26 protein-coding genes and 1 tRNA gene are annotated in these 21,585 nt (G+C 66.0%); 21 read left to right on the top strand and 6 right to left on the bottom strand.

Annotated elements, in window-relative coordinates; all coding sequences use genetic code 11:
- Positions 1 to 37: 37 nt before the first annotated feature.
- The 5 genes from CR157_RS18215 (at position 38) to CR157_RS18195 (ending at position 4,447) form a co-directional block, all read left to right on the top strand.
- Positions 38 to 496 (top strand): sodium:proline symporter, encoded by a 459-nt coding sequence (locus CR157_RS18215; protein WP_110284962.1) that lies wholly within the window; start codon positions 38 to 40, stop codon positions 494 to 496.
- A 152-nt stretch (positions 497 to 648) separates the two neighbouring features.
- Positions 649 to 1,473 carry an ABC transporter ATP-binding protein gene (locus CR157_RS18210; RefSeq protein ID WP_110284961.1) on the top strand — a complete coding sequence of 275 codons (825 nt, stop codon included), beginning with the start codon at positions 649 to 651 and terminating at the stop codon, positions 1,471 to 1,473.
- Positions 1,454 to 2,161 carry an ABC transporter ATP-binding protein gene (locus tag CR157_RS18205; RefSeq protein WP_110284960.1) on the top strand — a complete coding sequence of 236 codons (708 nt, stop codon included), beginning with the start codon at positions 1,454 to 1,456 and terminating at the stop codon, positions 2,159 to 2,161. The genes CR157_RS18210 and CR157_RS18205 overlap by 20 nt, the downstream gene beginning before the upstream one ends.
- A 3-nt stretch (positions 2,162 to 2,164) precedes the next feature.
- Positions 2,165 to 3,238, top strand: a complete 1,074-nt coding sequence (locus CR157_RS18200; RefSeq protein ID WP_110284959.1) for a branched-chain amino acid ABC transporter permease — start codon at positions 2,165 to 2,167, stop codon at positions 3,236 to 3,238.
- A gap of 6 nt (positions 3,239 to 3,244) precedes the next feature.
- A complete protein-coding gene (locus CR157_RS18195; RefSeq protein ID WP_258364227.1) occupies positions 3,245 to 4,447 on the top strand; it encodes a branched-chain amino acid ABC transporter permease in 1,203 nt (400 codons plus the stop codon).
- A gap of 80 nt (positions 4,448 to 4,527) precedes the next feature.
- On the opposite strand, the gene CR157_RS18190 is transcribed toward CR157_RS18195, so the two are convergent.
- On the bottom strand, positions 4,528 to 5,844 hold the full coding sequence (locus CR157_RS18190) for an ABC transporter substrate-binding protein (RefSeq protein ID WP_181422112.1): 1,317 nt from the start codon (positions 5,842 to 5,844) through the stop codon (positions 4,528 to 4,530).
- Between the two features lie 230 nt (positions 5,845 to 6,074).
- On the opposite strand from CR157_RS18190, the gene CR157_RS18185 reads away from it, so the two are divergent.
- Positions 6,075 to 6,677, top strand: coding sequence for a DUF938 domain-containing protein (locus CR157_RS18185; RefSeq protein ID WP_110284957.1), 603 nt, complete (start codon positions 6,075 to 6,077; stop codon positions 6,675 to 6,677).
- 22 nt (positions 6,678 to 6,699) lie between these two features.
- Here CR157_RS18185 and CR157_RS18180 read toward each other — a convergent pair whose 3' ends face one another.
- Positions 6,700 to 6,894, bottom strand: a complete 195-nt coding sequence (locus CR157_RS18180) for a hypothetical protein (protein WP_258364226.1) — start codon at positions 6,892 to 6,894, stop codon at positions 6,700 to 6,702.
- 250 nt (positions 6,895 to 7,144) lie between these two features.
- On the opposite strand from CR157_RS18180, the gene CR157_RS18175 reads away from it, so the two are divergent.
- Positions 7,145 to 7,621 (top strand): periplasmic heavy metal sensor, encoded by a 477-nt coding sequence (locus CR157_RS18175; protein ID WP_110284956.1) that lies wholly within the window; start codon positions 7,145 to 7,147, stop codon positions 7,619 to 7,621.
- Positions 7,622 to 7,686: 65 nt separating this feature from the next.
- Here the strand turns inward: CR157_RS18175 and CR157_RS18170 are convergent, their stop codons facing one another.
- Both CR157_RS18170 and CR157_RS18165 read right to left on the bottom strand, forming a co-directional pair.
- Entirely contained in the window at positions 7,687 to 8,223 is a 537-nt protein-coding gene (locus CR157_RS18170) for a DUF1269 domain-containing protein (RefSeq protein WP_110284955.1), read from the bottom strand.
- Between the two features lie 282 nt (positions 8,224 to 8,505).
- Positions 8,506 to 8,582 (bottom strand) — tRNA-Pro (locus CR157_RS18165).
- A 271-nt stretch (positions 8,583 to 8,853) separates the two neighbouring features.
- Here CR157_RS18165 and CR157_RS18160 point away from each other — a divergent pair.
- From CR157_RS18160 to CR157_RS18130, 7 genes are read left to right on the top strand one after another with little or no spacing between them, the layout of a single operon-like run.
- Positions 8,854 to 10,221 carry a c-type cytochrome gene (locus CR157_RS18160; protein ID WP_110284954.1) on the top strand — a complete coding sequence of 456 codons (1,368 nt, stop codon included), beginning with the start codon at positions 8,854 to 8,856 and terminating at the stop codon, positions 10,219 to 10,221.
- A 3-nt stretch (positions 10,222 to 10,224) separates the two neighbouring features.
- Positions 10,225 to 11,988 carry a cytochrome c oxidase subunit I gene (locus tag CR157_RS18155; RefSeq protein WP_110284953.1) on the top strand — a complete coding sequence of 588 codons (1,764 nt, stop codon included), beginning with the start codon at positions 10,225 to 10,227 and terminating at the stop codon, positions 11,986 to 11,988.
- Positions 11,985 to 12,644 (top strand): cytochrome c oxidase subunit 3, encoded by a 660-nt coding sequence (locus tag CR157_RS18150; protein ID WP_110284952.1) that lies wholly within the window; start codon positions 11,985 to 11,987, stop codon positions 12,642 to 12,644. The genes CR157_RS18155 and CR157_RS18150 overlap by 4 nt, the downstream gene beginning before the upstream one ends.
- 14 nt (positions 12,645 to 12,658) lie before the next feature.
- On the top strand, positions 12,659 to 13,366 hold the full coding sequence (locus CR157_RS18145) for a heme-copper oxidase subunit III family protein (protein ID WP_110284951.1): 708 nt from the start codon (positions 12,659 to 12,661) through the stop codon (positions 13,364 to 13,366).
- An 18-nt stretch (positions 13,367 to 13,384) separates the two neighbouring features.
- Positions 13,385 to 13,702 (top strand): cytochrome C oxidase subunit IV family protein, encoded by a 318-nt coding sequence (locus CR157_RS18140; RefSeq protein WP_110284950.1) that lies wholly within the window; start codon positions 13,385 to 13,387, stop codon positions 13,700 to 13,702.
- Positions 13,703 to 13,727: 25 nt separating this feature from the next.
- On the top strand, positions 13,728 to 14,084 hold the full coding sequence (locus tag CR157_RS18135) for a CidA/LrgA family protein (protein ID WP_110284949.1): 357 nt from the start codon (positions 13,728 to 13,730) through the stop codon (positions 14,082 to 14,084).
- Positions 14,081 to 14,812, top strand: a complete 732-nt coding sequence (locus tag CR157_RS18130; protein ID WP_110284948.1) for an LrgB family protein — start codon at positions 14,081 to 14,083, stop codon at positions 14,810 to 14,812. Before CR157_RS18135 ends, CR157_RS18130 begins: the two co-directional genes overlap by 4 nt.
- A gap of 25 nt (positions 14,813 to 14,837) precedes the next feature.
- Here CR157_RS18130 and CR157_RS18125 read toward each other — a convergent pair whose 3' ends face one another.
- Complete coding sequence (locus CR157_RS18125) at positions 14,838 to 15,197, bottom strand: hypothetical protein (RefSeq protein ID WP_110284947.1); 360 nt, start codon at positions 15,195 to 15,197, stop codon at positions 14,838 to 14,840.
- Positions 15,198 to 15,394: 197 nt separating this feature from the next.
- Here CR157_RS18125 and CR157_RS18120 point away from each other — a divergent pair, with 197 nt between their 5' ends.
- The 5 genes from CR157_RS18120 to CR157_RS18100 all read left to right on the top strand — a co-directional run bounded on the left by CR157_RS18120 (position 15,395) and on the right by CR157_RS18100 (position 20,059).
- Entirely contained in the window at positions 15,395 to 15,568 is a 174-nt protein-coding gene (locus tag CR157_RS18120) for a DUF2970 domain-containing protein (RefSeq protein WP_110285018.1), read from the top strand.
- 212 nt (positions 15,569 to 15,780) lie between these two features.
- Entirely contained in the window at positions 15,781 to 16,899 is a 1,119-nt protein-coding gene (gene coxB, locus CR157_RS18115; protein ID WP_110284946.1) for a cytochrome c oxidase subunit II, read from the top strand.
- Positions 16,900 to 16,955: 56 nt separating this feature from the next.
- Positions 16,956 to 18,587: a cytochrome c oxidase subunit I gene (gene ctaD, locus CR157_RS18110; protein WP_110284945.1), complete on the top strand. Its 1,632-nt coding sequence runs from the start codon at positions 16,956 to 16,958 to the stop codon at positions 18,585 to 18,587.
- A 12-nt stretch (positions 18,588 to 18,599) separates the two neighbouring features.
- A complete protein-coding gene (locus tag CR157_RS18105) occupies positions 18,600 to 19,202 on the top strand; it encodes a cytochrome c oxidase assembly protein (protein ID WP_110284944.1) in 603 nt (200 codons plus the stop codon).
- Positions 19,199 to 20,059: a cytochrome c oxidase subunit 3 gene (locus CR157_RS18100; protein WP_110284943.1), complete on the top strand. Its 861-nt coding sequence runs from the start codon at positions 19,199 to 19,201 to the stop codon at positions 20,057 to 20,059. Before CR157_RS18105 ends, CR157_RS18100 begins: the two co-directional genes overlap by 4 nt.
- Before the next feature lie 16 nt (positions 20,060 to 20,075).
- Here the strand turns inward: CR157_RS18100 and CR157_RS18095 are convergent, their stop codons facing one another.
- A complete protein-coding gene (locus CR157_RS18095; RefSeq protein ID WP_110284942.1) occupies positions 20,076 to 20,270 on the bottom strand; it encodes a DUF2909 family protein in 195 nt (64 codons plus the stop codon).
- Here CR157_RS18095 and CR157_RS18090 point away from each other — a divergent pair.
- Together CR157_RS18090 and CR157_RS18085 are read left to right on the top strand one after the other, a co-directional pair.
- On the top strand, positions 20,269 to 21,027 hold the full coding sequence (locus CR157_RS18090) for an SURF1 family protein (protein WP_110284941.1): 759 nt from the start codon (positions 20,269 to 20,271) through the stop codon (positions 21,025 to 21,027). The genes CR157_RS18095 and CR157_RS18090 overlap by 2 nt on opposite strands.
- Positions 21,024 to 21,575 carry a hypothetical protein gene (locus CR157_RS18085; protein ID WP_110284940.1) on the top strand — a complete coding sequence of 184 codons (552 nt, stop codon included), beginning with the start codon at positions 21,024 to 21,026 and terminating at the stop codon, positions 21,573 to 21,575. The genes CR157_RS18090 and CR157_RS18085 overlap by 4 nt, the downstream gene beginning before the upstream one ends.
- Positions 21,576 to 21,585: the final 10 nt, after the last annotated feature.

Genomic DNA, 21,585 nt, shown 5'->3' with positions numbered 1-21,585 from the left:
ACCGATCGGGTACCCTCTGAATAGGGAGGATGACCGGATGCGATCGATCGATTGGCGCGCCGCGATAGGGGCGGGCATTGCCGCCGGGATCGTGGCAACTGCGATACAGGTCGTCCTGTGGGAGGCATTCGGCCATCCGCTGCCCGAGATACTCTATCGCGATGCGCGGTTCGCGGCCGCGATCGTGCTCGGGCGGGAGGTGCTGCCACCGCCGGCGTCGTTCGCGGCACCGGTGTTCGCGGTGGCGACCCTGGTGCACTTCGCGCTCTCCATCGCGTATGGGGTCGCCATCGCGATGCTGGTCGTGCGGCGACGGCTGCTGCCGGGGCTGATCGTCGGCATGCTGTTCGGCGCCGCGCTGTTCGCCGTCAACCTGTATGGGTTTACCGTTGCGTTCCCATGGTTTGCGGCGGTGCGTGATCCGATCACGTTCGCCGCACATCTGGCGTTCGGTGCCACCGCGGCACTCACCTACCGGCTGTGCCGTTCGCCATGACGGCGGCCCCGGTGCTCTTTGGAAATCACCCGCATGGTCTCCTCGACGTGACGTGCCAGGGTGGCCCGCGCTCGGCGTTCGACACCCATGCAGGGCTTTGCTAACGTCAAGTCAGGTTTCCAGGCCCGTTTTCCTTATCGGAGTCGCTGTAGATGGCGACCACACCCTCGGAAGCACTCGACACCGCCGATGCCGCGAGGCCACTGCTGGAGGTCAGCAACCTCGTCATGGATTTCGGCGGGTTGCGCGCCCTGGATGCGGCGACGCTGAAGGTGGGGCAGGGGACCATCACCGGCCTGATCGGACCGAACGGGGCGGGCAAGACGACGCTGTTCAATGTCGTGGCCGGCTACTACGAACCCCGGGCCGGCCGCGTGTACCTGGATGGCGAGGACATCACCGGCCTGCCACCGCACCGGATCTTCGCGCGCGGGCTGTGCCGTACCTTCCAGATCCCGCGGGAACACGCCAGCATGTCGGTGCTCGAGAACCTGATGCTGGTGCCCCGGGGCCAGGCGGGCGAGCGCTTCTTCGCCAACCTGCTGCGGCCCGGCCTGGTGCGTGAACAGGAGCGGGCGCACCGGCAACACGCCGAGGAGGTCCTGGCGTTCCTCGATCTCTCGCACCTGGCCCACGAATATGCCCGCAACCTCTCCGGCGGCCAGAAGAAGCTGCTCGAACTGGCGCGCACCCTGATGGCGGATCCCAAGCTGGTCCTGCTCGACGAACCCGGCGCGGGGGTCAACCCGACCCTCATGGGGCGCCTCAAGGAGAACATCGAGCGGCTCAACCGCGAGCGTGGCCTCACCTTCCTGATCATCGAGCATGACATGGACCTGGTGATGAGCCTGTGCGATCCGGTGATCGTGATGAGCGAGGGCCGCTACCTGATGGAAGGCCCGCCCGAGGCGGTGCGCCGCGATGCCCGGGTCCTGGAAGCCTATCTCGGAGGCCAGTATGCCGCTGCTGAAGGCTGAAGGGGTCACCGCCGGCTATGGTGACATGGAGATCCTCCACGAGGTCGACCTGGAGGTGGAGGCCGGCGAGATCGTCTCGCTGATCGGGCCGAACGGGGCGGGCAAGTCGACCTTGATGAAGACCATCTTCGGGCTGCTGCACCCGAAGTCGGGCAGCATCACCTACCGGGACAAGCCGATCCACGGTCGCAAGCCCCACGAGATCGTCACCCTCGGCCTGTGCTATGTGCCGCAGGTCGCCAATGTCTTCGTCACCCTGACGGTGGAGGAGAACCTCGACATGGGCGCCTACCTGCTCGACGAACGCGAGATCCCGCCACGCCGGGAGCGGGTCTACGAGCTCTTCCCCAGGCTGCGGGAGCGTCGGCGCCAGCGCGCGGGCAAGATGTCGGGCGGTGAACGCCAGATGGTGGCCATGGGGAGCGCGCTCATGCTGGAGCCGGACCTGCTGCTGCTGGACGAGCCGTCGGCGGGCCTCTCGCCCAAGCTGGTGGACGAGATCTTCGACAACATTCGCCGTATCAATGCCGCCGGCCTGGCCGTGCTGATGGTCGAGCAGAATGCCAGGAAGTCGCTCCAGATGGCGAACCGGGGCTATGTGCTGGCCAACGGCGAGAACCGCTACGACGGCACGGGCCAGGAACTGCTCGCCGACCCCGACGTGGCTCGCCTCTACCTGGGGGGATGACCGATGGCCGTATCCGAGACCCGCAAGCCGGGGGAGGGGCTGCCCGCCGACGAGCGCCGCCGCGGCGAACGTCTACGCGCCTTCATCCGCACGCGCGGCTTCCTGGTCGGCACCTTCGTGGTGATCCTGATCGCCATGTACGTCGCCGGCCTGATCGCGGGGGCCAGCGCGCAGCGCCTGCTGGCGCTGACGGCCTGGGGGCTGATGCTCGGCGGTATCATCGCCCTGGGCAGCATCGGCCTGTCGCTGGTCTACGGCGTCCTCAAGTTCCCCAACTTCTCCCACGGGGCCCTGGTCACCCTGGGCGCCTACGTGGCGTACACGGTGGTCCCGCTGCTGCCCCAGGGCGAGGCGCTGCGCCCGCTCTCCTTCGGCTACGAGTTCCTGGTGGCGCTGGTCGTGGCCATGCCGGTGGTGGGCGCCGTCGCGGTCGCCATCGACCGCCTGGTGTATCGGCGGCTGCGCAACACCGGTGCCCACCTGGTGCTCTTCGCCATGGCCTCGCTGGCGATGGCGTTCTTCGTGCGCAGCATGATCTATCTCATCTGGGGACCCGATTTCCACTTCTACTATCCGGGGCGGGCCAACCCGGCCCTCTATCTGCCGTTCGGCATGCGCGTCCGCGCGGACCAGCTGTTCATTCTCGTGCTCGCCTTCGTGCTGGTCGCCGCCGTCTATGTCCTGCTCGAATGGACCCGCATGGGCAAGGCGATGCGCGCCACCGCCGACAATCCCCATCTCGCCCAGATTCGCGGCATCAACACCGAGCGCGTCATCTCCTGGACCTGGATGCTCGGTGGCGGACTCGCCGCCGCCGGCGGCATCATGTACGGCCTGAGCTCGCAGCTCCGGCCGGAGATGGGGTTCTGGCTGCTCCTGCCGATGTTCGCGGCCACCATCATGGGGGGCATCGGCAATCCCTACGGCGCGCTGAGTGCGGCGCTGATCATCGGCATTGCCCACCAGGTGTCGACGTCATTTCTCGATCCGACCTATGGCCCCGCGGTGGCGTTCGTGCTCATGGTGCTGACGCTGCTCATCCGCCCCCAGGGGCTGCTCGGCCGCACGGAGGGGTGATCCGCCATGTCCCAGTTGATCTTCCTCAAGGGCCTGATGCTGGGTATCGCCCTGGCGTGCATCCTGCCGATCCTGCTGCCGCCCGGGTCGAGGTGGCGGGTGCCGGGCGGCATCGTGCTGGGGCTCGCCGCCGGCCTGGGCATCGCGGCCAGCGTGCCGTCGGGCTACCTGTCCTACTTCATCGGCTTCATGACGATGGCGAGCCTCTACGCGATTCTCAGCCTGGGCCTGAATACCCAGTGGGGCTACACGGGGCACCTGAATTTCGGCGTGGCGGGCTTCTTTGCGGTGGGTGCCTTCACCTCGGCGCTGTTCACCATCGAGGCGCCCACCGGCCTGGCGGCCCAGTACACCCAGGTGCTGTTCGGCCTGGAGATGCCGTTCCTGGTCGGGGTGCTCGCGGCCGCGGTGGTCTCGGCGCTGGTGGCCTTCGTCGTCGCCGTCCCCGTGCTGCGCCTGCGCCTGGATTTTCTCGCCATCGCCACCATCGGGGTGGCGGAGATCATCCGCCTCATCTTCCAGAACGAGCGCTGGCTCGCCAATGGGCCCCAGCCGCTGCGCGGCATCCCGCAGCCGGGCCGCTGCCTCTTCGAGTCCCGCCACTGCGAGTGGCTCCCCGAGTCGCTGGCGTGGCTCATCGAGCCCCTGGGCACACGGGACTACACCGCCTTCTACCTGATGGTCGTGGCGGCCTTCCTGGCGCTGATCTACGTGGTGCTCGAGCGCACCTGTCGCTCGCCGTGGGGGCGCATGCTGCGGGCGGTGCGCGACGAGGAGTCCTCGGCGGCCATGAACGGCAAGAACGTCACCTTCGCCCGGGTCCAGGCCTTCGTGGTCGGGGCCGTGGTCATGGGGATCGCCGGGGCGCTCTACGCGCACTACACCGTCGCCATCGACTACAGCCACTTCCATGCGCTGTTCGGTACCTTCCTGGTGTGGATCATGCTCATGCTGGGGGGGAGCGGCAACCACCGCGGCGCCATCCTGGGGGCGATCCTGGTGTGGGGCGTCTGGGCCGGCACGGCCTTCCTGGCCAACGCCCTGGAACCGCTGCTGGCGCTCATTCACGAGGATCTGCCCGGTCGTGCCCAGTACATCCGCTGGCTGCTGGTGTCGCTGCTGCTGGCCGCCGTGGTGCTGTTCCGGCCCCAGGGGCTGCTGCCGGAGGAGATGCGGGTGTCCAACCACCTGCGCGGCGACGGGCGCTGACACGGCTCGTCGTCCCTGCGGCGGTGCGCTAACCGCCAAAGGAAGCGGAGCCCTCATCGAGGGCTCCGCGGGGGCGACGGCTACTCCTCCGGGATGTCGTCCGGGGAGCGGATCTCGAGGGTCTCGCTGGCGCCGTCCTGGAACTGCCAGATGGCGATGGGGGTCAGCACGTCACCGTTGTCGTCGAAGTTCGCCGGTCCGGCCGCGCCGCTGTACTGGACGTCCTCGCCGGCCATGATCGCCTCGATGCCGGCGACGAGGCTGTCGTAGTCCCCGGCCAGGATGGTCTGCCCCGGCGGATTGGCCACGTCACGCAGGCGGTCGCGGAGCACCGGTCCGGTGATGTCGTCGGCCGACTCGTGGCCGTCCGCGTACGCCTTGACCGCCGCCAGGCCGATGACGATCGCCGCGTCGTAGGCGGACTCGGTGAAGGGCGGGATGCGATCGTGCCCGAACTCCTCCATGAACTGCTCGGAGAATTGCTGGAAGCCCGGAATGCTCGGGTCCTGCCCCGGTGCGGTGCCGATCACGCCCTCGACGGTATCGGCCCCGAGTGCCTCCACGACCTCATCGGAACGGTTACCGTCGACGAACTGCCAGGCCACCTGGTCGAAGAGGTCCCGGGCCTCGGCCAGGAAGGTCGCGGTATGGGCCGGGTAGCTCGCCGCGAACAGCATGTCCGGTTCGTCCTGCAGCGCCGAGGCGATCTGCGAGGTGTAGGTCGGCTGGACCTCTTCCGGGTGCGGGACCTGGGCGTGGACCACGCCACCGCGAAGCTGGAACGAACGGGCGAAGGCATTCGACAGGCCCTGGCCATAGGGGTTGTTGATGAAGATGGTCGCGGCACTCTCGAACTGGTAGTCGTCGATGATCTCGCCGGCGGCGAGCTGTGCTGCGACAACGCCCTGCAGGGCGTCGGACGCCGTGGTCCGAAACAGCAGGTCGGCGTCGCGATCCTCCGGGAGCACCGAGATCAGCGGCGATGTCGAGCCATTGGAGATCTGTAGCACCTCCGCAGGAATGGTCACGGAGGTCGCCACCGCGACCGTCACGCCGCTGGACCAGCCACCGATGATGGCCGGTACGCCGCGCACCTCGACCAGGCCGCGGGCTGCCTCGATGGCGGGGCTCGGCAGGGTCGCGCTGTCCTCGGCGATGTGGTCGCCGATGATGGCGCCGCCGAGCACCTCCTCGGTGGCGGCGTTGATGTGCTGGACGCCGAGCGCCACACCATCACGGTAGTACTCGCCGAACTCGGCGCCCGCCCCCGTGAAGGGGGCGATCTGGCCCAACGTGATCGAAGGAGGTTGAGCGACGGCGGCATTGGATGCCACAGCCAGCGCCAACGCCGTCAGCCCGGCCACCCCGATACCCGTGGCCGATGAAACCCTACGCATGTGTGCCGTCATGACTGCTACCTCCCTTGACGGAAAGGTTGCTGGAGTCGGTCGATCCCGTCATCGGCCATGTCCACCATGCCTTCGGGTACGCAGTCGATCGCGACAGGATTGACGACAATCAGGCTAGTCCGCCGGCGGGGCTCCCGCCACTTTCTGCCCTGTCCCTGCTGGCGTCCTCCCGGCCAAGCGTTACAATTCGCCTGACCCCTGTTGCCTGGATGTGCCCCATGATCGATGCCCGACTGAAGAGTCCCGCCACGGCGCGCAATCGCCAGCCGATCCTCGAGGTGTTGCAGCAGGAGTTGCCGGAACGCGCCCGGGTGCTGGAGGTGGCCAGTGGTAGCGGCGAGCATGCCGTGCACTGTGCGTCGGCCATGCCGGGCTGGGAGTGGCAGCCCAGCGACCCGAATCCGCATGCGCGTCGCTCGATCGAGGCGTGGCGGGCACATGCCGGCCTGCCCAATCTGCACGAGCCGATGGCGTTGGATGTGACCATCGTCTGCCCGGCCGGGCCCTATGATGCCATCGTGGCGATCAATCTCCTGCACATCTCGCCGTGGGAGGTCAGCGAGGCGCTGCTGGCCTGTGCCGGGAGGCGGTTGCGGGAAGGCGGGATGCTCTATCTCTACGGGCCCTTCTGGCGCGCAGGGCGCCCTACGGCGCCCAGCAACGCGGCCTTCGATGCCGACCTCCGGGCCCGTGATCCGCGCTGGGGCATTCGCGACCTCGACGCCGTGACGGCCGAGGCCGCGCGCCAGGGGCTGGTCCTCGTGCGAGTGGTGGAGATGCCCGCCAACAACCTCAGCGTGATACTCCGCAAGAACGCCTGACGTTCAGGCGCCGCTGCTGCCGTTACTCGGGGATCTTGCCGGGCACCCGGTACTCGATCGGTTCCGCCCGGCGCTCCTCGGGGGGGCGGGTCTCGTCCTCGGCGGGCACGCCCCACAGGGTCTCGCGGCTGCCGTCGGGGAAGGTGTAGGTGGTGCAGCCGGCGAGCAGGACGAGGGCCAGGCCGGCGGTGGGCAGCAGGAGCTTGGTTCGGGTCACGATGAATCCCTTCATGAAGTCAGCATTGCGGCCAGCCTGCGGGCCGGCCGTGCGGTCGTCAACAGCCGTCGGCACCAGGCTCGCTGGCTTTTCGTACAAGATCTGGTCCATCCCGGTGCCGGGGTGGGGGGCCGCCGTGCCCGACAAGAGCGTAAACTTTCGTCATCGCGGGGTGTCATCGCCGGGCAGAATCGGGTTAGGGTCCCCGTACCCCTTGATAGCAATAGCCTCTGATAGCAATGGAGTTTTCATGACCGTACTCAAGTCTCTTGCCATCTCCACCCTGACACTCGCCCTGGCCGCCCCGGCCCTCGCCCAACAGATGCCCCAGGGGCAGGGTCAGGCCCCCAGCGCCGAGGACCAGGTGAGCCAACTCGATGAGCTGGTCGACCTCGATGACAACCAGGAGCAGGAGCTGGTCACCCTGCTCAACGACTCCCAGAGCCGCATCCAGGAGCTGCAGGCCGAGGCTCGGGAGCTCCAGATGCAACTGCAGGGGAGCATCGGTCCCGAGTTCGACGAGGCCACCATCCGCCAGGACGCCGAGCGTCTCGGCCAGCTCACCGGTGACATGATGGCCGAGAGCGTGCTGATGCAGTCGCGGCTCGAGGCCACCCTGACCCAGGAACAGCGCGACGAGCTGCAGCGGCAGATGGAAGCTCAGCAGGAGGCGATGCGCCAGATGCAGGAGCAGATGCAACGGCAACAGCAGTCCCGGCCCGAGTAACGGGCACGGCGCCTGGGGAGGCGGGACGCTTCAGGCTGGGCCGATCAGGTGCTTCACCTCCATGCTCACCGTCCCGCTCCCCAGTGGTGCCTCAGTTCATCGCGGGTGACCTTGTCGATGACCACATCCGGGTGGTGACGATGGATCGCCGTATAGATCTCGTCCTCGCGATCAGCGGGAACGTCCACCATCATCAGGAAGGCGCCGTTCTCGATGTCATCCTCGAACTTGTCGACCTTCACGTCATGCACCGACACCCCGATCATGGTGCTGCTCCAGATGCCGAACAGGCCGCCGAACACCGCCATGCCGAGGATCAGCAGGATAAAGCTGACGCCGTCGATGGCCCTGTCCAGCACGACGTAGGCGATGATGCCCAGTACGAGCCCGAGCGGGACGCCATACTTGAGACCGCGCATTGCCGCATTGACCACATCCGTGGTCTCGCGTAGGGTGGCGTTGTGCACCCCCTGTTTTTCCAGAAGTTTCCAGTCTCTGCCCGTGACATGAACCTCATGCTTCTTCAGCTTGAGGTCGTTCAGCTCATGGGCGATGTTGACGGTGGTATCCAGGTCAGGGGTCAAGAAATATAAGCGACTCATGTTCTTCTCCAGTCCAGCAACATCGAGGAGGCAGGCACAATGCCCGGTATCCTCCTGCTCCTTTCCAGTCAGCCGTCTCCCTGTCTCCGCCGCAGCCGTGCGGCGAGGTCATGCCCTGGCTCATCGGATGAGTCGATGCCGCCTTGACCGCAGATGGGACTCCACTACTTCAAGGTTGTCGATAAAGCGGGGATCGGCAAGCCGGGGAGGCCCCCGGTGATACCCACGACGAAAAACCGCCACCCGGCATGACCCGTAAGTGGCGGTTTCTCTTGATGTTCATGGTCGGAGCGACAGGATTCGAACCTGCGACCTCTGCAACCCCATTGCAGCGCGCTACCAAGCTGCGCCACGCTCCGACAGGTTTTCGGTGACTGGTGGCTACTGCCAGTGGCCCCCGAGAACGAGGCGTATACTAGCGCGTTGCGAGGCAAATGAAAAGCCCTCTTTGCGCTTCAGTTTCAATCGCTTGGCTCGGGCATCCGCGGCAGGCCGGCGTCACGCGACGGGGGCGCCGCTTTTTCCTGCGTGCCGCCTGGATGTTGGCGGGCTTCGGAGGCAATCACTATAGTGGTTCCATAATGTACTCAACTTGTGCAACGGGCAGTGGAGTGCAAGGGAGGGAGGCCGATGGCGATAGCGATTGCTGTCATCGTGTTGGCGCTGGGGTCGGTACTGTTCTTTTTTCTCAGTCCCTGGAAGCTGACGCCGTTGGCCTCCAACTGGGGGACCATCGATGACACCATCCATGTCACCATCTGGGTCACGGGAGCGGTGTTCGTCGCCGTCAACCTGTTCCTCGCCTTCGCCATCATCCGCTATCGCTACCACAAGCAGCGGCGGTCGCACTATGACCCCGAGAACAAGAGGCTCGAGGCCTGGCTTGCCGGCCTGACGACGATCGGCATTGCCGCGCTGCTGGCTCCCGGGCTGCTGGTGTGGGGGGCCTTCGTCTCGGTCCCCGAGGATGCCCACGAGGTCGAGGTGGTCGGGCAGCAGTGGCACTGGAGCTACCGTTTTCCCGGGGAAGACGGCCGTTTCGGCGCCGTGCAGACTCGCCTCATCGGCCCGGACAACCCTTTCGGCCTGGTCGGCGATGCCGCCGGCCGGGACGATGTGCTGATCCAGAGTCCGCGTCTGGTGCTGCCCGTCGATCGACCGGTCAAGATGGTGCTGCGTTCCAAGGACGTGTTGCACAATTTCCAGGTGGCCAACTTCCGCGCCAAGATGGACATGGTGCCGGGCCAGGTCACCTATTTCTGGCTGACGCCTACCGAGACCGGCGAGTTCGAGGTGAGCTGCGCCGAGTTGTGCGGCATCGCCCACTTCGCCATGCGTGGCCGGGTGGATGTCGTCGAGCCGGCAGCGTTCGACGACTGGCTGGCCGAACAGCCCACCCATGCCGAGCTCGCGGCCCGTGAGCCGGGTGACCCCGAGGCCGGGGAGGCCCACTTCGCCAGCTGCGCCGCCTGCCATGGCAGCGAAGGGCAGGGCAACCCCGACCAGAATGCGCCCAGGCTCGCCGGCCTCGAGCCCTGGTATCTCGAGCGCCAGCTCGAGCTGTTCCGCGCCGGGGCCCGCGGGACCCATGAGGACGATACCTTCGGGCAGCAGATGCGTCCCTTCGCAACCCAGCTCCCCGACCGGCAAGCGATCGCCGATCTCGCCGCCTACCTCCAGACCCTGCCTGACGAGCCGGTCGAGGCCAGTCTGTCGGGGGATGCCAAACGCGGAGCGCGGCTCTATCGCACCTGCGGCTCCTGTCACGGCGCCGAAGGCCAGGGAATACGGGCCACCAATGCTCCGCGCCTGGCGGGCATGCACGACTGGTATCTGGCCAGGCAGTTGCGGCATTTCCGGGAAGGCATTCGCGGTCGCCATCCCCAAGACCTCTATGGTCACCAGATGGTCGACATGGCGCAGGTGCTGGTCGACGACCGGGCCGTCGACGATGTGGTCGCCCATATCAATACGCTGGCCGGCAGTGGGGAGGAGTGAGCGATGGCCGAACGGGGACACGACAGCGCATCCTATGCAGCCGCGAGCGATATCGAGGAGATGGAGCTCGTCCATCCCAAGACCTTCATCGGCAAGTACATCTGGAGCCAGGACGCCAAGGTCATCGCGATCCAGTACGCCATCACCGCCACGGCCATCGGCCTGGTGGCCCTGGTGCTGTCGATCCTGATCCGCCTGCAGCTCGGGTTCCCCAACGCCTTCTCGCTGGTCGACCCGAGCAACTACCTGCAGTACGTGACCATGCACGGCATGATCATGGTGGTCTATCTGCTCACCGCCCTGCTCCTGGGGGGCTTCGGCAACTACCTGATCCCGCTGATGTGCGGTGCGCGGGACATGGTCTTTCCCTACCTCAACATGCTCAGCTACTGGTTCTACCTGGCCTCGGTGCTGATCCTGGTGGCGAGCTTCTTCGTGCCGGGCGGTCCCTCGGGGGGCGGCTGGACGCTGTACCCGCCCCAGGTGATCAGCCAGGGTACGCCGGGAGTCGACGGCGGCATCCTGCTGATGCTGGTGTCGTTGTCGGTGTTCATCATCGGCTTCACCATGGGCGGGCTCAACTATGTGGTCACGGTGCTGCAGGCGCGCACCCGCGGCATGACGCTGATGCGCCTGCCGCTGACCGTCTGGGGGATCTTCATGGCCACGGTCATGGCGCTGCTGGCCTTCCCGGCGTTGCTGGTGGCCGTGCTGATGACGATATGCGACCTGCTGCTGGGCACCAGCTTCTTCATGCCCGAGATGCAGACCCTGGGCGAGCAGTCAAGCCACGAGGGCGGCAGCCCGCTGCTCTTCCAGCACCTGTTCTGGTTCTTCGGCCATCCCGAGGTCTATATCGTCGCGCTGCCGGCCTTCGGCATCGTCTCCGACCTGCTGGCGACCCATGCGCGCAAGAACATCTTCGGCTACCGCATGATGGTCTGGGCCATCATCATCATCGGGGTGCTGAGCTTCATCGTCTGGGCGCACCACATGTTCGTCAGCGGCATGAATCCCTATTTCGGCTTCCTGTTCGCCACCACCACCCTGATCATCGCGGTGCCCACGGCGATCAAGGTCTACAACTGGGTGCTGACCCTGTGGCGGGGCAATATCCACCTGTCGGTGCCGATGCTGTTTGCCATCGGTTTCCTCTTCACCTTCGTCAACGGCGGCCTGAGCGGCCTGTTTCTCGGTAACGTCACCGTGGACGTGCCCTTGTCGGACACCTATTTCGTGGTCGGCCATTTCCATATGGTGATGGCCGTGGCGCCGATCCTGGTGATCTTCGGGGCCATCTACCACTGGTATCCCAAGGTCACCGGCCGGATGCTCGACGATCGCCTGGGCAAGGTGCATTTCTGGGTGACCTTCCTCGGCACCTATGTCATCTACTTTCCGATGCACTTCATGGGCTTCGCCGGCGTGCCGCGGCGCTACTATGCGTATGGCGAGACGGCCTTCATCCCCGATTCGGTGGTGACCATGAACAGCGTGATCACCGTTGCGGCGATCATCGTCTCCCTGGCCCAGGTGCTGTTCCTCTTCAACCTGGCCTGGAGCTACTTCCGCGGTCGCGAGTCGGGCCCCAACCCCTGGCAGGCGACGACCCTGGAGTGGCAGACCGAGCATACGCCGCCCCGTCACGGCAACTTCGGCGACGAGTTGCCGGTGGTCCATCGCTGGGCCTACGACTACAGCGTGCCCGGCGCCGAGCGAGACTTCATCCCGCAGACGGTCCCCCACGAGGGCGAGGAGCGCCGATGATCATCTCGCTGGTCTTCCTGTCGCTGCTGATGGCGCTGTTCGGTGGCTGGCTGTTCAGTCACTCGATCAATGTCAGGCCCTGGGAGGTGCCGGGCGGCGCGCTCGGTGAGCGGCCGGCGGCGGTGACGGCGCCTCGGGTGGGGCTGGCAGTGTTCCTGGCGGTGGCGACATCGCTGTTCGCCCTGACCATCAGCGCCTACATGATGCGCATGGAAATGGGCGCCGACTGGCGGTCGCTGCCGACGCCGGGGCTGCTCTGGTTCAACACCGCGCTGCTGGTGCTGGGCAGCCTGGCCCTGCAGCGGGCCTGGGGGGCGGCCCGGCACGGCAGGCGCGGTGAACTCGGCATCGGCCTGATCGCTGGCGGGGCCTGTAGCATTGCCTTTGTCCTCGGCCAGGGCCTGGTCTGGTGGCAGCTCGAGGCGGCGGGCCACTACCTGGCGGCCAACCCGGCCAATGCCTTCTTCTACCTGCTGACCGCCCTGCATGGTCTGCACCTGCTGGGCGGCCTGGTCGTCTGGGCCAGGACACTGTTCCGCTTCAGGGGGGGCGCCACGCCCGAGCGGTTGTGCGGCAGCGTCGAGCTGTGCGCGCTGTACTGGCATTACCTGCTGGTGGTGTGGGGCATTCTCTTCATGCTGGTGTTGTCGACCTGACAGGAGGGCAAGCGATGGCCAATCCTGGTTCCCATGGTCCCGGTTCGCCCGAGGGGGTGAGGGGCCTCGTCTCGGACTGGTCCTCGGACCGGCGGGTCTTCAATGTCCCCTGGGGCAAGGCGATGATGTGGATCTTCCTGTTGAGCGATATCTTCATCTTCGCCTGTTTCCTGGTCGGCTACATGACGATGCGCATGTCGACCACCGACACCTGGCCGGATGCCAGCGAGGTCTTCGCCCTGCACGTGGGCGGGCAACAGGTTCCCTTGCTGTTGATCGCGATCATGACCTTCATCCTGATCAGTAGCAGCGGCACCATGGCGCTGGCGGTCAAGTACGGTTACGAAAAGAACCGTCGCATGACCGCCGTGCTGCTGATCCTGACCGCACTGCTCGGTGCCTCCTTCGTCGGCTTGCAGGCGTTCGAATGGACCAAGCTGATCGAGGAGGGTGTCCGGCCCTGGGGGAACCCCTGGGGCACGGCCCAGTTCGGGGCGGCGTTCTTCCTGATCACCGGCTTCCACGGCACCCATGTGAGCTTCGGGGTGCTGTTTCTGGTGATCATGGCGGTCAAGGTCGTGCGGGGGGCGCTGGACGACCAGCGTCCCGGCTTTCTCACCGGCCGCAAGGGCCGCTACGAGATGGTCGAGACCCTCGGCCTGTACTGGCACTTCGTGGACCTGGTGTGGGTATTCATCTTCGCGTTCTTCTATCTGTGGTAGCACCCCGGGGAGGTCGTCATGGCGAGTGAAGGACATCAGCAGCATCCACTGCGGGTCTATCTATGGATCTGGTTCCTGTTGTTCGTGCTCAGCGTGTTCTCCTACCTGGTCGACTATGTGGGGATGGAGGGCTACCTCAAGTGGACCCTGATCACGCTGTTCATGCTGATGAAGGCCGGCCTGATCATCGCGGTATTCATGCATATGGTCTGGGAGCGGCTGGCGATCATCAGTGTCGTGCTGGTGCCACCGGGGGTGCTGTTGTTCCTGATGGGGCTGATGATGCTGGAGTCGAACCATACGCTGGTGATGCGCCTGACCTTCTTCGCCAATTGATGGATAGACGACCGGGGGGGCGAGCGTGCCGTTGATCATGGGCATGAGCGTGCTGCTGGCCTGCCAGTTCCTCGGTGAGCTGGTCGCCCGTGGCCTTGTCCTGCCCGTGCCGGGGCCGGTGATCGGCATGGTGATCCTGCTGGCGGGGCTGATGATCCGTGGCAAGGTGCCGGATAGCCTGCGCATGACCGGTGAGGGGCTGTTGCGCTACCTGACGCTGCTGTTCGTGCCGGCGGGAGTCGGCCTGATGGGGCATTTCGAGCTGATCGGTCTCGACCTCTGGCCTATCCTGGTGACCCTGGTGGTTTCCACGGCCGTCACCCTGGCGGTCACCGGCTGGTTGCTCGAGCGGTTGAATCGCCGGCAGGGAGGGCGATCATGAAGGTCGCGGCCCTGGATCAGCTATGGGTCTATCTCTCCGGGCATCCGCTATTGTCGTTGCTGGTGACGCTGCTGGCCTTCACTGCCGCGGTGCGGATCAATCGTGCGCTGGGCGGAACCTCGCTGCTGCATCCGGTGACCCTCTCCATTGTCCTGCTGATCGCCTTCCTGCTGCTGGTGGACATGGACTATTCCACCTACTTCGAGGGGGCCCAGTTCATCCACTTCCTGCTCGGGCCCGCCACCGTGGCCCTGGCCATTCCGCTCTATGACCATCGCGAGCGGGTGCGTCGCCTGCTGGTCCCGTTGCTGCTGGCCTGTGGGGCCGGCATCGTCACTGCCGTGGGCTCGACCCTGGGGCTGGCCATGCTCCTGGGCGCGCGCGCCGAGACCCTGCTGTCGCTGGCTCCTCGTTCGGTGACCTCGCCGATCGCCATGGGCATCGCCGAGCAGATCGGCGGGATCCCCTCGCTGGCCGCTGGCCTGGTGCTGTTGACCGGCTCCATCGGGTGCGCCCTGGCCCCCTGGGTCTTCCGCCTGCTGCGGGTGCGCGATCCGGCGGTGCAGGGCTTCACCCTGGGCCTGTCGGCGCATGGCTTCGGCACGGCCCATGCCTTTGCTCGCATCGGTGCCGTGGCCGGTGCCTTCTCGGGGCTTGCCATGGGCCTGACCGGTCTGCTGACGGCCTTCCTGCTGCCGTTGTTGGCGCGTCTCTTCGGGCTCCACTGATCGCCGGCATGATGGCGCTGTGGGCTCAGAGCTCCTCCCAGATCCGCTCGCGGAACTCGTGGGAGAGCTGGGTGGCCTTTTCCATTCGCTTCATCTGGGCATCGGTGACGTCCTTGACCAGCTTCTGGTAGCACTCCTGCACCTCGGCAGGCGTGCTGGGCGCGTCCTCGCCGCCGACGCATTCGGCCATTCGTTGGCCGCTCTCCGCCATGGTCTTGAAGTACTGGGCCTCGAACTGCATGGCCTCGGCGAGGCTCTCCATCCAGGCCAGCTGCATGCGGGCCAGGGGGCTGGCACTCTGTAGCCACTGTTGCTGCCACCATGCCAGCATCGGTTCGGTCGCGGGCATTGCCGGGGTGGGGGAGGTCGGTTTGCGGTTGCTCATGAGCGGGCTCCTGTGTCTGCCGGCGTGACGGGGGCAGTCGTGAGGTGGAAAAGACACATGTAAAGTATAGGTGGCGGCCGATGCCTTGCCTGCTCCTCGCGAGGCTGTTGGTTGCCCACCTGATGCCGGTCAAGGTGCCGGTACCCACCTGCGACCAAAGAACGAGCGTGATGGTCGGGCAGAAGGAGAGAGCCGCAATGTGGAGCGTGATCAAGTCGGTGTTGGCCGCCTTCTTCGGCGTGCAGAAGGAGCGACAGCGCCGGACGGACTTCGAGACGGGACGCCCCGTCGTTTTCATCGCCGTGGGGATCGTCATGACGCTGGTCCTGGTGGGGCTGGTGGCCCTGGTGGCGAACCTTGCCGCCCGCTGAGCGCCTGCCCGGGGTGACAGCGTTGAAGCCGGCGTTAACGGTTTATGGTATTGATGTCGAGAGACGAATCCTGTACCTCTTCTATAATCGTCCTGTATCTTGAAAAAACTAATTAAGAGAAAGAGTAACAATAGGGGTGATGGCTCCACGATCCTGGCGGTGTCCCTGGAGCCTTGGTGGTTGACGACAATAACGACGACAAGGAGGCGCCGATGCGCACGTTGCTCGTGTGGATGGCGGGGTGCTGTATCCTGGCCGGGCTCAGCCCGCTGGCGCTGGCCAACGGCTGGAACATGCCGGTCGGGGTGACGGACCTGAGTCGCGAGATATTCTCCCTGCACATGACGATCTTCTGGATCTGCGTGGCCATCGGCGTGGTGGTCTTCGGGGTGATGTTCTATTCCCTGTTTCGCTTCCGTCGCTCGCGGGGCGCCAAGGCCGACAATTTTCATGAGCACACCACCGTCGAAGTGCTCTGGACGGCCATCCCGCTGCTGATCCTGGTGGGCATGGCGGTGCCCGCCACCGCCACCCTCGTGCAGATGTACGACGCCTCCGATGCCGAGCTCGATGTGATGATCACCGGGCAGCAGTGGCGCTGGCGCTACGAATACCTCGGTGAGGACGTGGCGTTTACCTCCAACCTGAGTACACCCCGGGCACAGGTTCGCGGCGAGGAGGCGCGCGGCGAGCATTACCTGCTGGAAGTCGACGAGCCCCTGGTGCTGCCGACCGACCGCAAGGTGCGCTTCTTGATGACATCGGATGACGTCCTCCACTCCTGGTGGGTGCCGGACCTGGCCGTCAAGCAGGACACCATCCCCGGCTTCATCAACGAGAACTGGGTGAACATCAGCGAGCCCGGCATCTACCGCGGCCAGTGCGCCGAGCTGTGCGGCATCAACCACGGCTTCATGCCGGTCGTGGTGCATGCCATGGAAGGGGAAGAGTTCGACGACTGGCTGGCCGAGCGCAAGGAGGCTGCCGCCGAGGAGGCGTTGGGTGTCGATCGCGACTGGGAGCTCGACGAGTTGATGGAGCGGGGCGAAGCCGTCTACAGCAGCATCTGTGCCTCCTGCCATCAGCCCGAAGGTCAGGGGGCGCCGCCCGCCTTCCCGAGCCTGGCCGGCAACGAACGCCTGATCGGCGACGTCGAGTGGCATGTCCAGACCATCATCAACGGTGTCTCGGGTACGGCCATGCCGTCCTTCCGCAATACCCTGAACCCGGTCGAGATCGCTGCCGTGGCGACCTTCACCCGCAACGCCTGGGGCAACGACACCGGCGATGTGGTGCAGCCTTCAGACGTCGCCGAGCAGCTGGCGCAATAGAGCAGGCCGAGCGATTCCGTGACCCTGACAAGAACAACGCATTCAGGAGAGTGCCGATGGCGCCCAAGTTACCCCCGCAGCCACCCCTTGAACACAGCTCCGCTGCTACTGCCGGCGGTGCCGCCGCCCATCACGCGCCGCCCAGGGGCATGCTGCGCTGGCTGCTGACCACCAACCACAAGGAGATCGGCAGCCTCTACCTGATCTTCTCGCTGATCATGTTCTTCATCGGCGGCATCTTTGCCATGGTGGTGCGCGCCGAGCTGTTCCAGCCCGGCCTGCAGCTGGTGAACCCCGATTTCTTCAACCAGATGACCACCATGCATGGCCTGATCATGGTCTTCGGTGCGGTGATGCCGGGCTTCGTGGGACTGGCCAACTGGATGGTGCCGTTGCAGATCGGCGCGCCGGACATGGCCCTGCCGCGACTCAACAACTTCAGCTTCTGGCTGTTGCCGATAGCCTTCCTGCTGCTGCTTTCCACCCTGCTGATGCCGGGGGGCGGGCCGGACTTCGGCTGGACCTTCTACGCGCCGCTGTCCACCACCTATGCGCCACCGTCGACCACCTTCTTCATTCTCTCGCTGCACATGGCCGGCATCAGCTCGATCCTCGGGGCGATCAACATCATCGCCACCATCCTCAACCTGCGTGCCCCGGGCATGCGCCTGATGGACATGCCGCTGTTCGTCTGGACCTGGCTGATCACCGCCTTCCTGCTGATTGCCGTGATGCCGGTGCTGGCCGGGGTGATCACCATGATGCTGATGGACATCAACTTCGGCACCAGCTTCTTCAATGCGGCCGGCGGCGGCGACCCGGTGCTCTTCCAGCACCTGTTCTGGTTCTTCGGGCATCCCGAGGTGTACATCATGATCCTGCCGGCGTTCGGCATCGTCTCGGCGATCATTCCCACCTTCGCCCGCAAGCCGCTGTTCGGTTATGCCTCCATGGTCTATGCCACGGCCTCCATTGCCCTGCTGTCATTCCTGGTCTGGGCCCATCACATGTTCGCGGTCGGCTTGCCGCTGGTGGCCGAGCTGTTCTTCATGTACACCACCATGCTGATCGCCGTACCCACCGGGGTGAAGGTGTTCAACTGGATCACCACGCTGTTTCGCGGCTCGATCTCCTTCGAGCCGCCGATGCTGTTTGCCCTGGCCTTCGTGGTGCTGTTCACCATCGGCGGCTTCTCCGGGCTGATGCTGGCGATCGCGCCGGCCGACTTCCAGTACCACGACACCTACTTCGTGGTGGCGCATTTCCACTATGTGCTGGTGCCGGGGGCGGTGTTCGCGATCATGGCCGGGGTCTACTACTGGCTGCCCAAATGGACCGGCCACTATCCCAATGTGCGGCTGTCGCAGTGGCATTTCTGGCTGTCGGTGATCGGGGTCAACCTGACCTTCTTCCCCATGCACTTCTCGGGCCTCGCCGGGATGCCGCGACGCATCCCCGATTACGCCCTGCAGTTTGCCGACTTCAACCTGGTGTCGAGCCTCGGCGCCTTCCTGTTCGGCGCGTCGCAACTGGTGTTCGTGGCGGTGGTGGTCCTCTGCGTCCGCGGGGGAGAGAAGGCGCCGGCCAAGGCCTGGGACGGCGCCGAGGACCTGGAGTGGAGCGTGCCGAGTCCAGCCCCGTTGCACACCTTCGATACGCCACCCACCTTCAGTCCCCATGTGCACTGACGCGAGGATGCCATGAGCCACCGGGATCACGGTGCCACCGATTCGCACAAGCTCGGTGTCAGGCGTACGGTCGTGCGCTCCGTGGCGGCGCTGATCGGCATGTTCGCCTTCGCCTTCGCGCTGGTGCCGCTGTATGACGTCTTCTGCCAGGTCACCGGCATCAACGGCAAGGTGGACAACACGGCCCAGGCCATCATCCACGAGGGCGTGGATGACTCTCGCTACGTCACCGTCCAGTTCATTACCCGCGGCAGTTCCGGCCTGCCATGGCGCCTGGAGGTGGAGACGCGTCAGGTGCGGGTCCACCCGGGCCAGACCAGCGAGATCAACTTCACCTTCCGCAACCAGAGCGCAGAAGCCAGCCGGGCACGGGCGGTACCCAGCGTCTCTCCCTCCCGGGCGTCGCGTCACCTGCGCAAGGTCAGTTGCTTCTGCTTCGACGAGCAGCACCTGGAGGCCGGCGAGCGTCTCGAGCTGCCGCTGGTCTTCCAGTTGGCGCGCGACCTGCCCCCCGACGTCAATACCGTAACCCTGGTCTATACCCTGTATCCGGTCACCGATGCTCGAGCTCCCCGGCGGGCGCAGGTGACTGCCGGCAAAGGAGATGAGGCATGAGTGGTGGCAGCTATTATGTTCCCGCAAGCAGCAAGTGGCCGATACTGGCTTCGCTCGCGCTCGGCGTGATGATGACCGGGACCGGGATGGTGCTGGTGCACGGGCGCGGAACCCCGATGATGGCGGCGGGGCTCGTGGGGGTACTGGCGGTCATGACCCTGTGGTTCCGTGACGTGATCCGGGAGTCCCGCCGGGGGCTCTACGATGCCCAGATGGATCGCTCCTTCCGCTGGGGAATGGGCTGGTTCATCTTCTCCGAAGTGATGTTCTTCGCCGCCTTCTTCGGTACGCTCTTCTATGTGCGCAACTTCGCCATCCCCTGGCTGGATGGCGAGGGTGCCAAGGGGGTCGCGGCGCTCCTGTGGCCCGACTTCACCGCCAGCTGGCCCTTGATGAATCCGCCGGATTCGTCCATCGCGGGCCCCGTGGAGACCTTCAGCCCCTGGCAGCTGCCGCTGGTCAATACCCTGATCCTGGTCAGTTCCAGCATCACCCTGACCGTGGCCCACGAGGGGCTGAAGGAGGGCTACCGGTCAACGACGCGAAACTGGCTTGCCTGCACCGTGCTGCTGGGGCTCTGCTTCATCACCATCCAGGGCGTCGAGTACTACGAGGCCTATGCCCACTACGGCATCACCCTGCAGGCGGGTATCTACGGGGCGACCTTCTTCATCCTGACCGGCTTCCATGGCCTCCATGTCATCATCGGCACCATTATCCTGGCCGTGATGCTGGGGCGGGTGCTGCGTGGCCACTTCGCGGCCGGTGACCATTTCGGCTTCGAGGCAGCCGCCTGGTACTGGCACTTCGTCGACGCGGTATGGATCGGCCTGTTCCTGTTCGTCTATGTTTTCTAGGGCGGGCCGGGCCGCCTCAGCCGGCGAGGCCGTCGACATAGAAGCCGTAGAAGAGCAGGCCGAGCAGGGTGGCAGCGAGGGCCACCCGGATCTTCAGCGAGACGAGCAACCGGCGCGACTGGCTGCCGTCCCGCAGCAGGAAGCCGGCCCCGGCGGCCAGGCTGGTCACCATGGACAGGAACACCAGGGCAATCAGGATTTTCAGTAACATGAGGCACTCCTTGGCTCGCGATGACACCCAGCATGCCTGTGCGCGTCGACGGCGGCAACGGCTCTGGTGGGCGTTCTGGTCACCGCTGGTGGTGCTCGGGTTGATGCTGGGGGTCTGGCAGTGGGAGCGTGCCGCCGAGAAGCGCGACTACCTGGCCCGGCTCGAGGCGGCCCCCCATCAGGTGGCGCCCCGGGACAGGCCGCCGGAAGGCGCCCGCGTGACCCTTGCCGGGGAGTACCTGCCCGACGAGACGCTGTTTCTCGACAATCGCACCCTCGAGGGCCGGCTCGGCGTCGCCGTGCTGACACCGTTGCGTGGCGATGATGGGCGGCTGTGGCTGGTGCAGCGCGGCTTCCTGGCCACCGGCACGACCCGCGACACGCCGTCGGTCGCGACGCCGGCCGGGCCGGTGACGCTGGCGGGGGACTGGCAGCCGGCAGGGGACCGCGGCCCGCTGTTCGGCCCCAACCGCGAGGGGCGGCGCCTGCAGCAGATCGATCTCGCCGCCTGGTCGCTGGACTTCGCCCATGACGGCTGGCTGCATCTCGACGCCGGTCCCGGCCACCTCGAGTCCTGGTGGACCCCCAGCGTGATGCCTCCCGGTCGTCATCTCGGCTATGCCGTGCAGTGGTGGGGGCTGGCCCTGGCGGCCCTGGTGGTGATGCTGGTCGGTGGGCGTCGCCTGGGTCGCGATCGCGACGCGCTTTCCGTTTCCCTCCCTCCCGATTCCCTGCCGCTCAAGGAGACGCGACAATGAGCACATCCCGTGCCGTTCGTCATTCGCGATTCAAGCTGCTGGCGCTGCTGGCCGTCTTCGTGCTGCCGCTGCTGGTGGCCTGGATCATGGTGGCCTGGCGCATCGGCATCCCCGAGCAGCGTACCGCCCACGGTGAGCTGGAGCCGGACATTCCGGCCCTGGCCCAGTGGCCGCTGGCCGAGCCGCGCACGACGATGCCCGAGGGTGGCGACTGGGTGCTGGCCTTCGACTGCGCCGGCGCCTGCGAGGCGCTGGCCGACCAGTGGTGGCGGCTGCATCGGGCTCTGGGGCGTGAGGCCCACCGGGTCAGACGCCTGAGGATCGGCGGCGCGGCGCAGGCACTGCCCGGTGAAGTGGTGGCGCGCTGGTCGACGCCGCCCGACTGGCGCCGGCCCGGTCACCTGTGGGTTCTCGACCCCCGGGGCGAGGCCGTGCTGGGCTATTCGGCCGGCGTCGAGGCCCGGGACGTGCTGGATGATGTCAACAAGCTGTTGCGCATGAATCCGGAGCCCTCGGTGAAGCCCGGTCGCCAGGTGGCGCAGCAGTGAGTGGGCCGCA

The sequence above is a fragment of the Halomonas sp. LBP4 genome (assembly GCF_003202205.1).
Taxonomy (GTDB): Bacteria; Pseudomonadota; Gammaproteobacteria; order Pseudomonadales; family Halomonadaceae; genus Halomonas; species Halomonas flagellata.
Note: the sequence above shows the minus strand (reverse complement) of the source record. Positions and strands in the feature narration are given on the sequence as shown.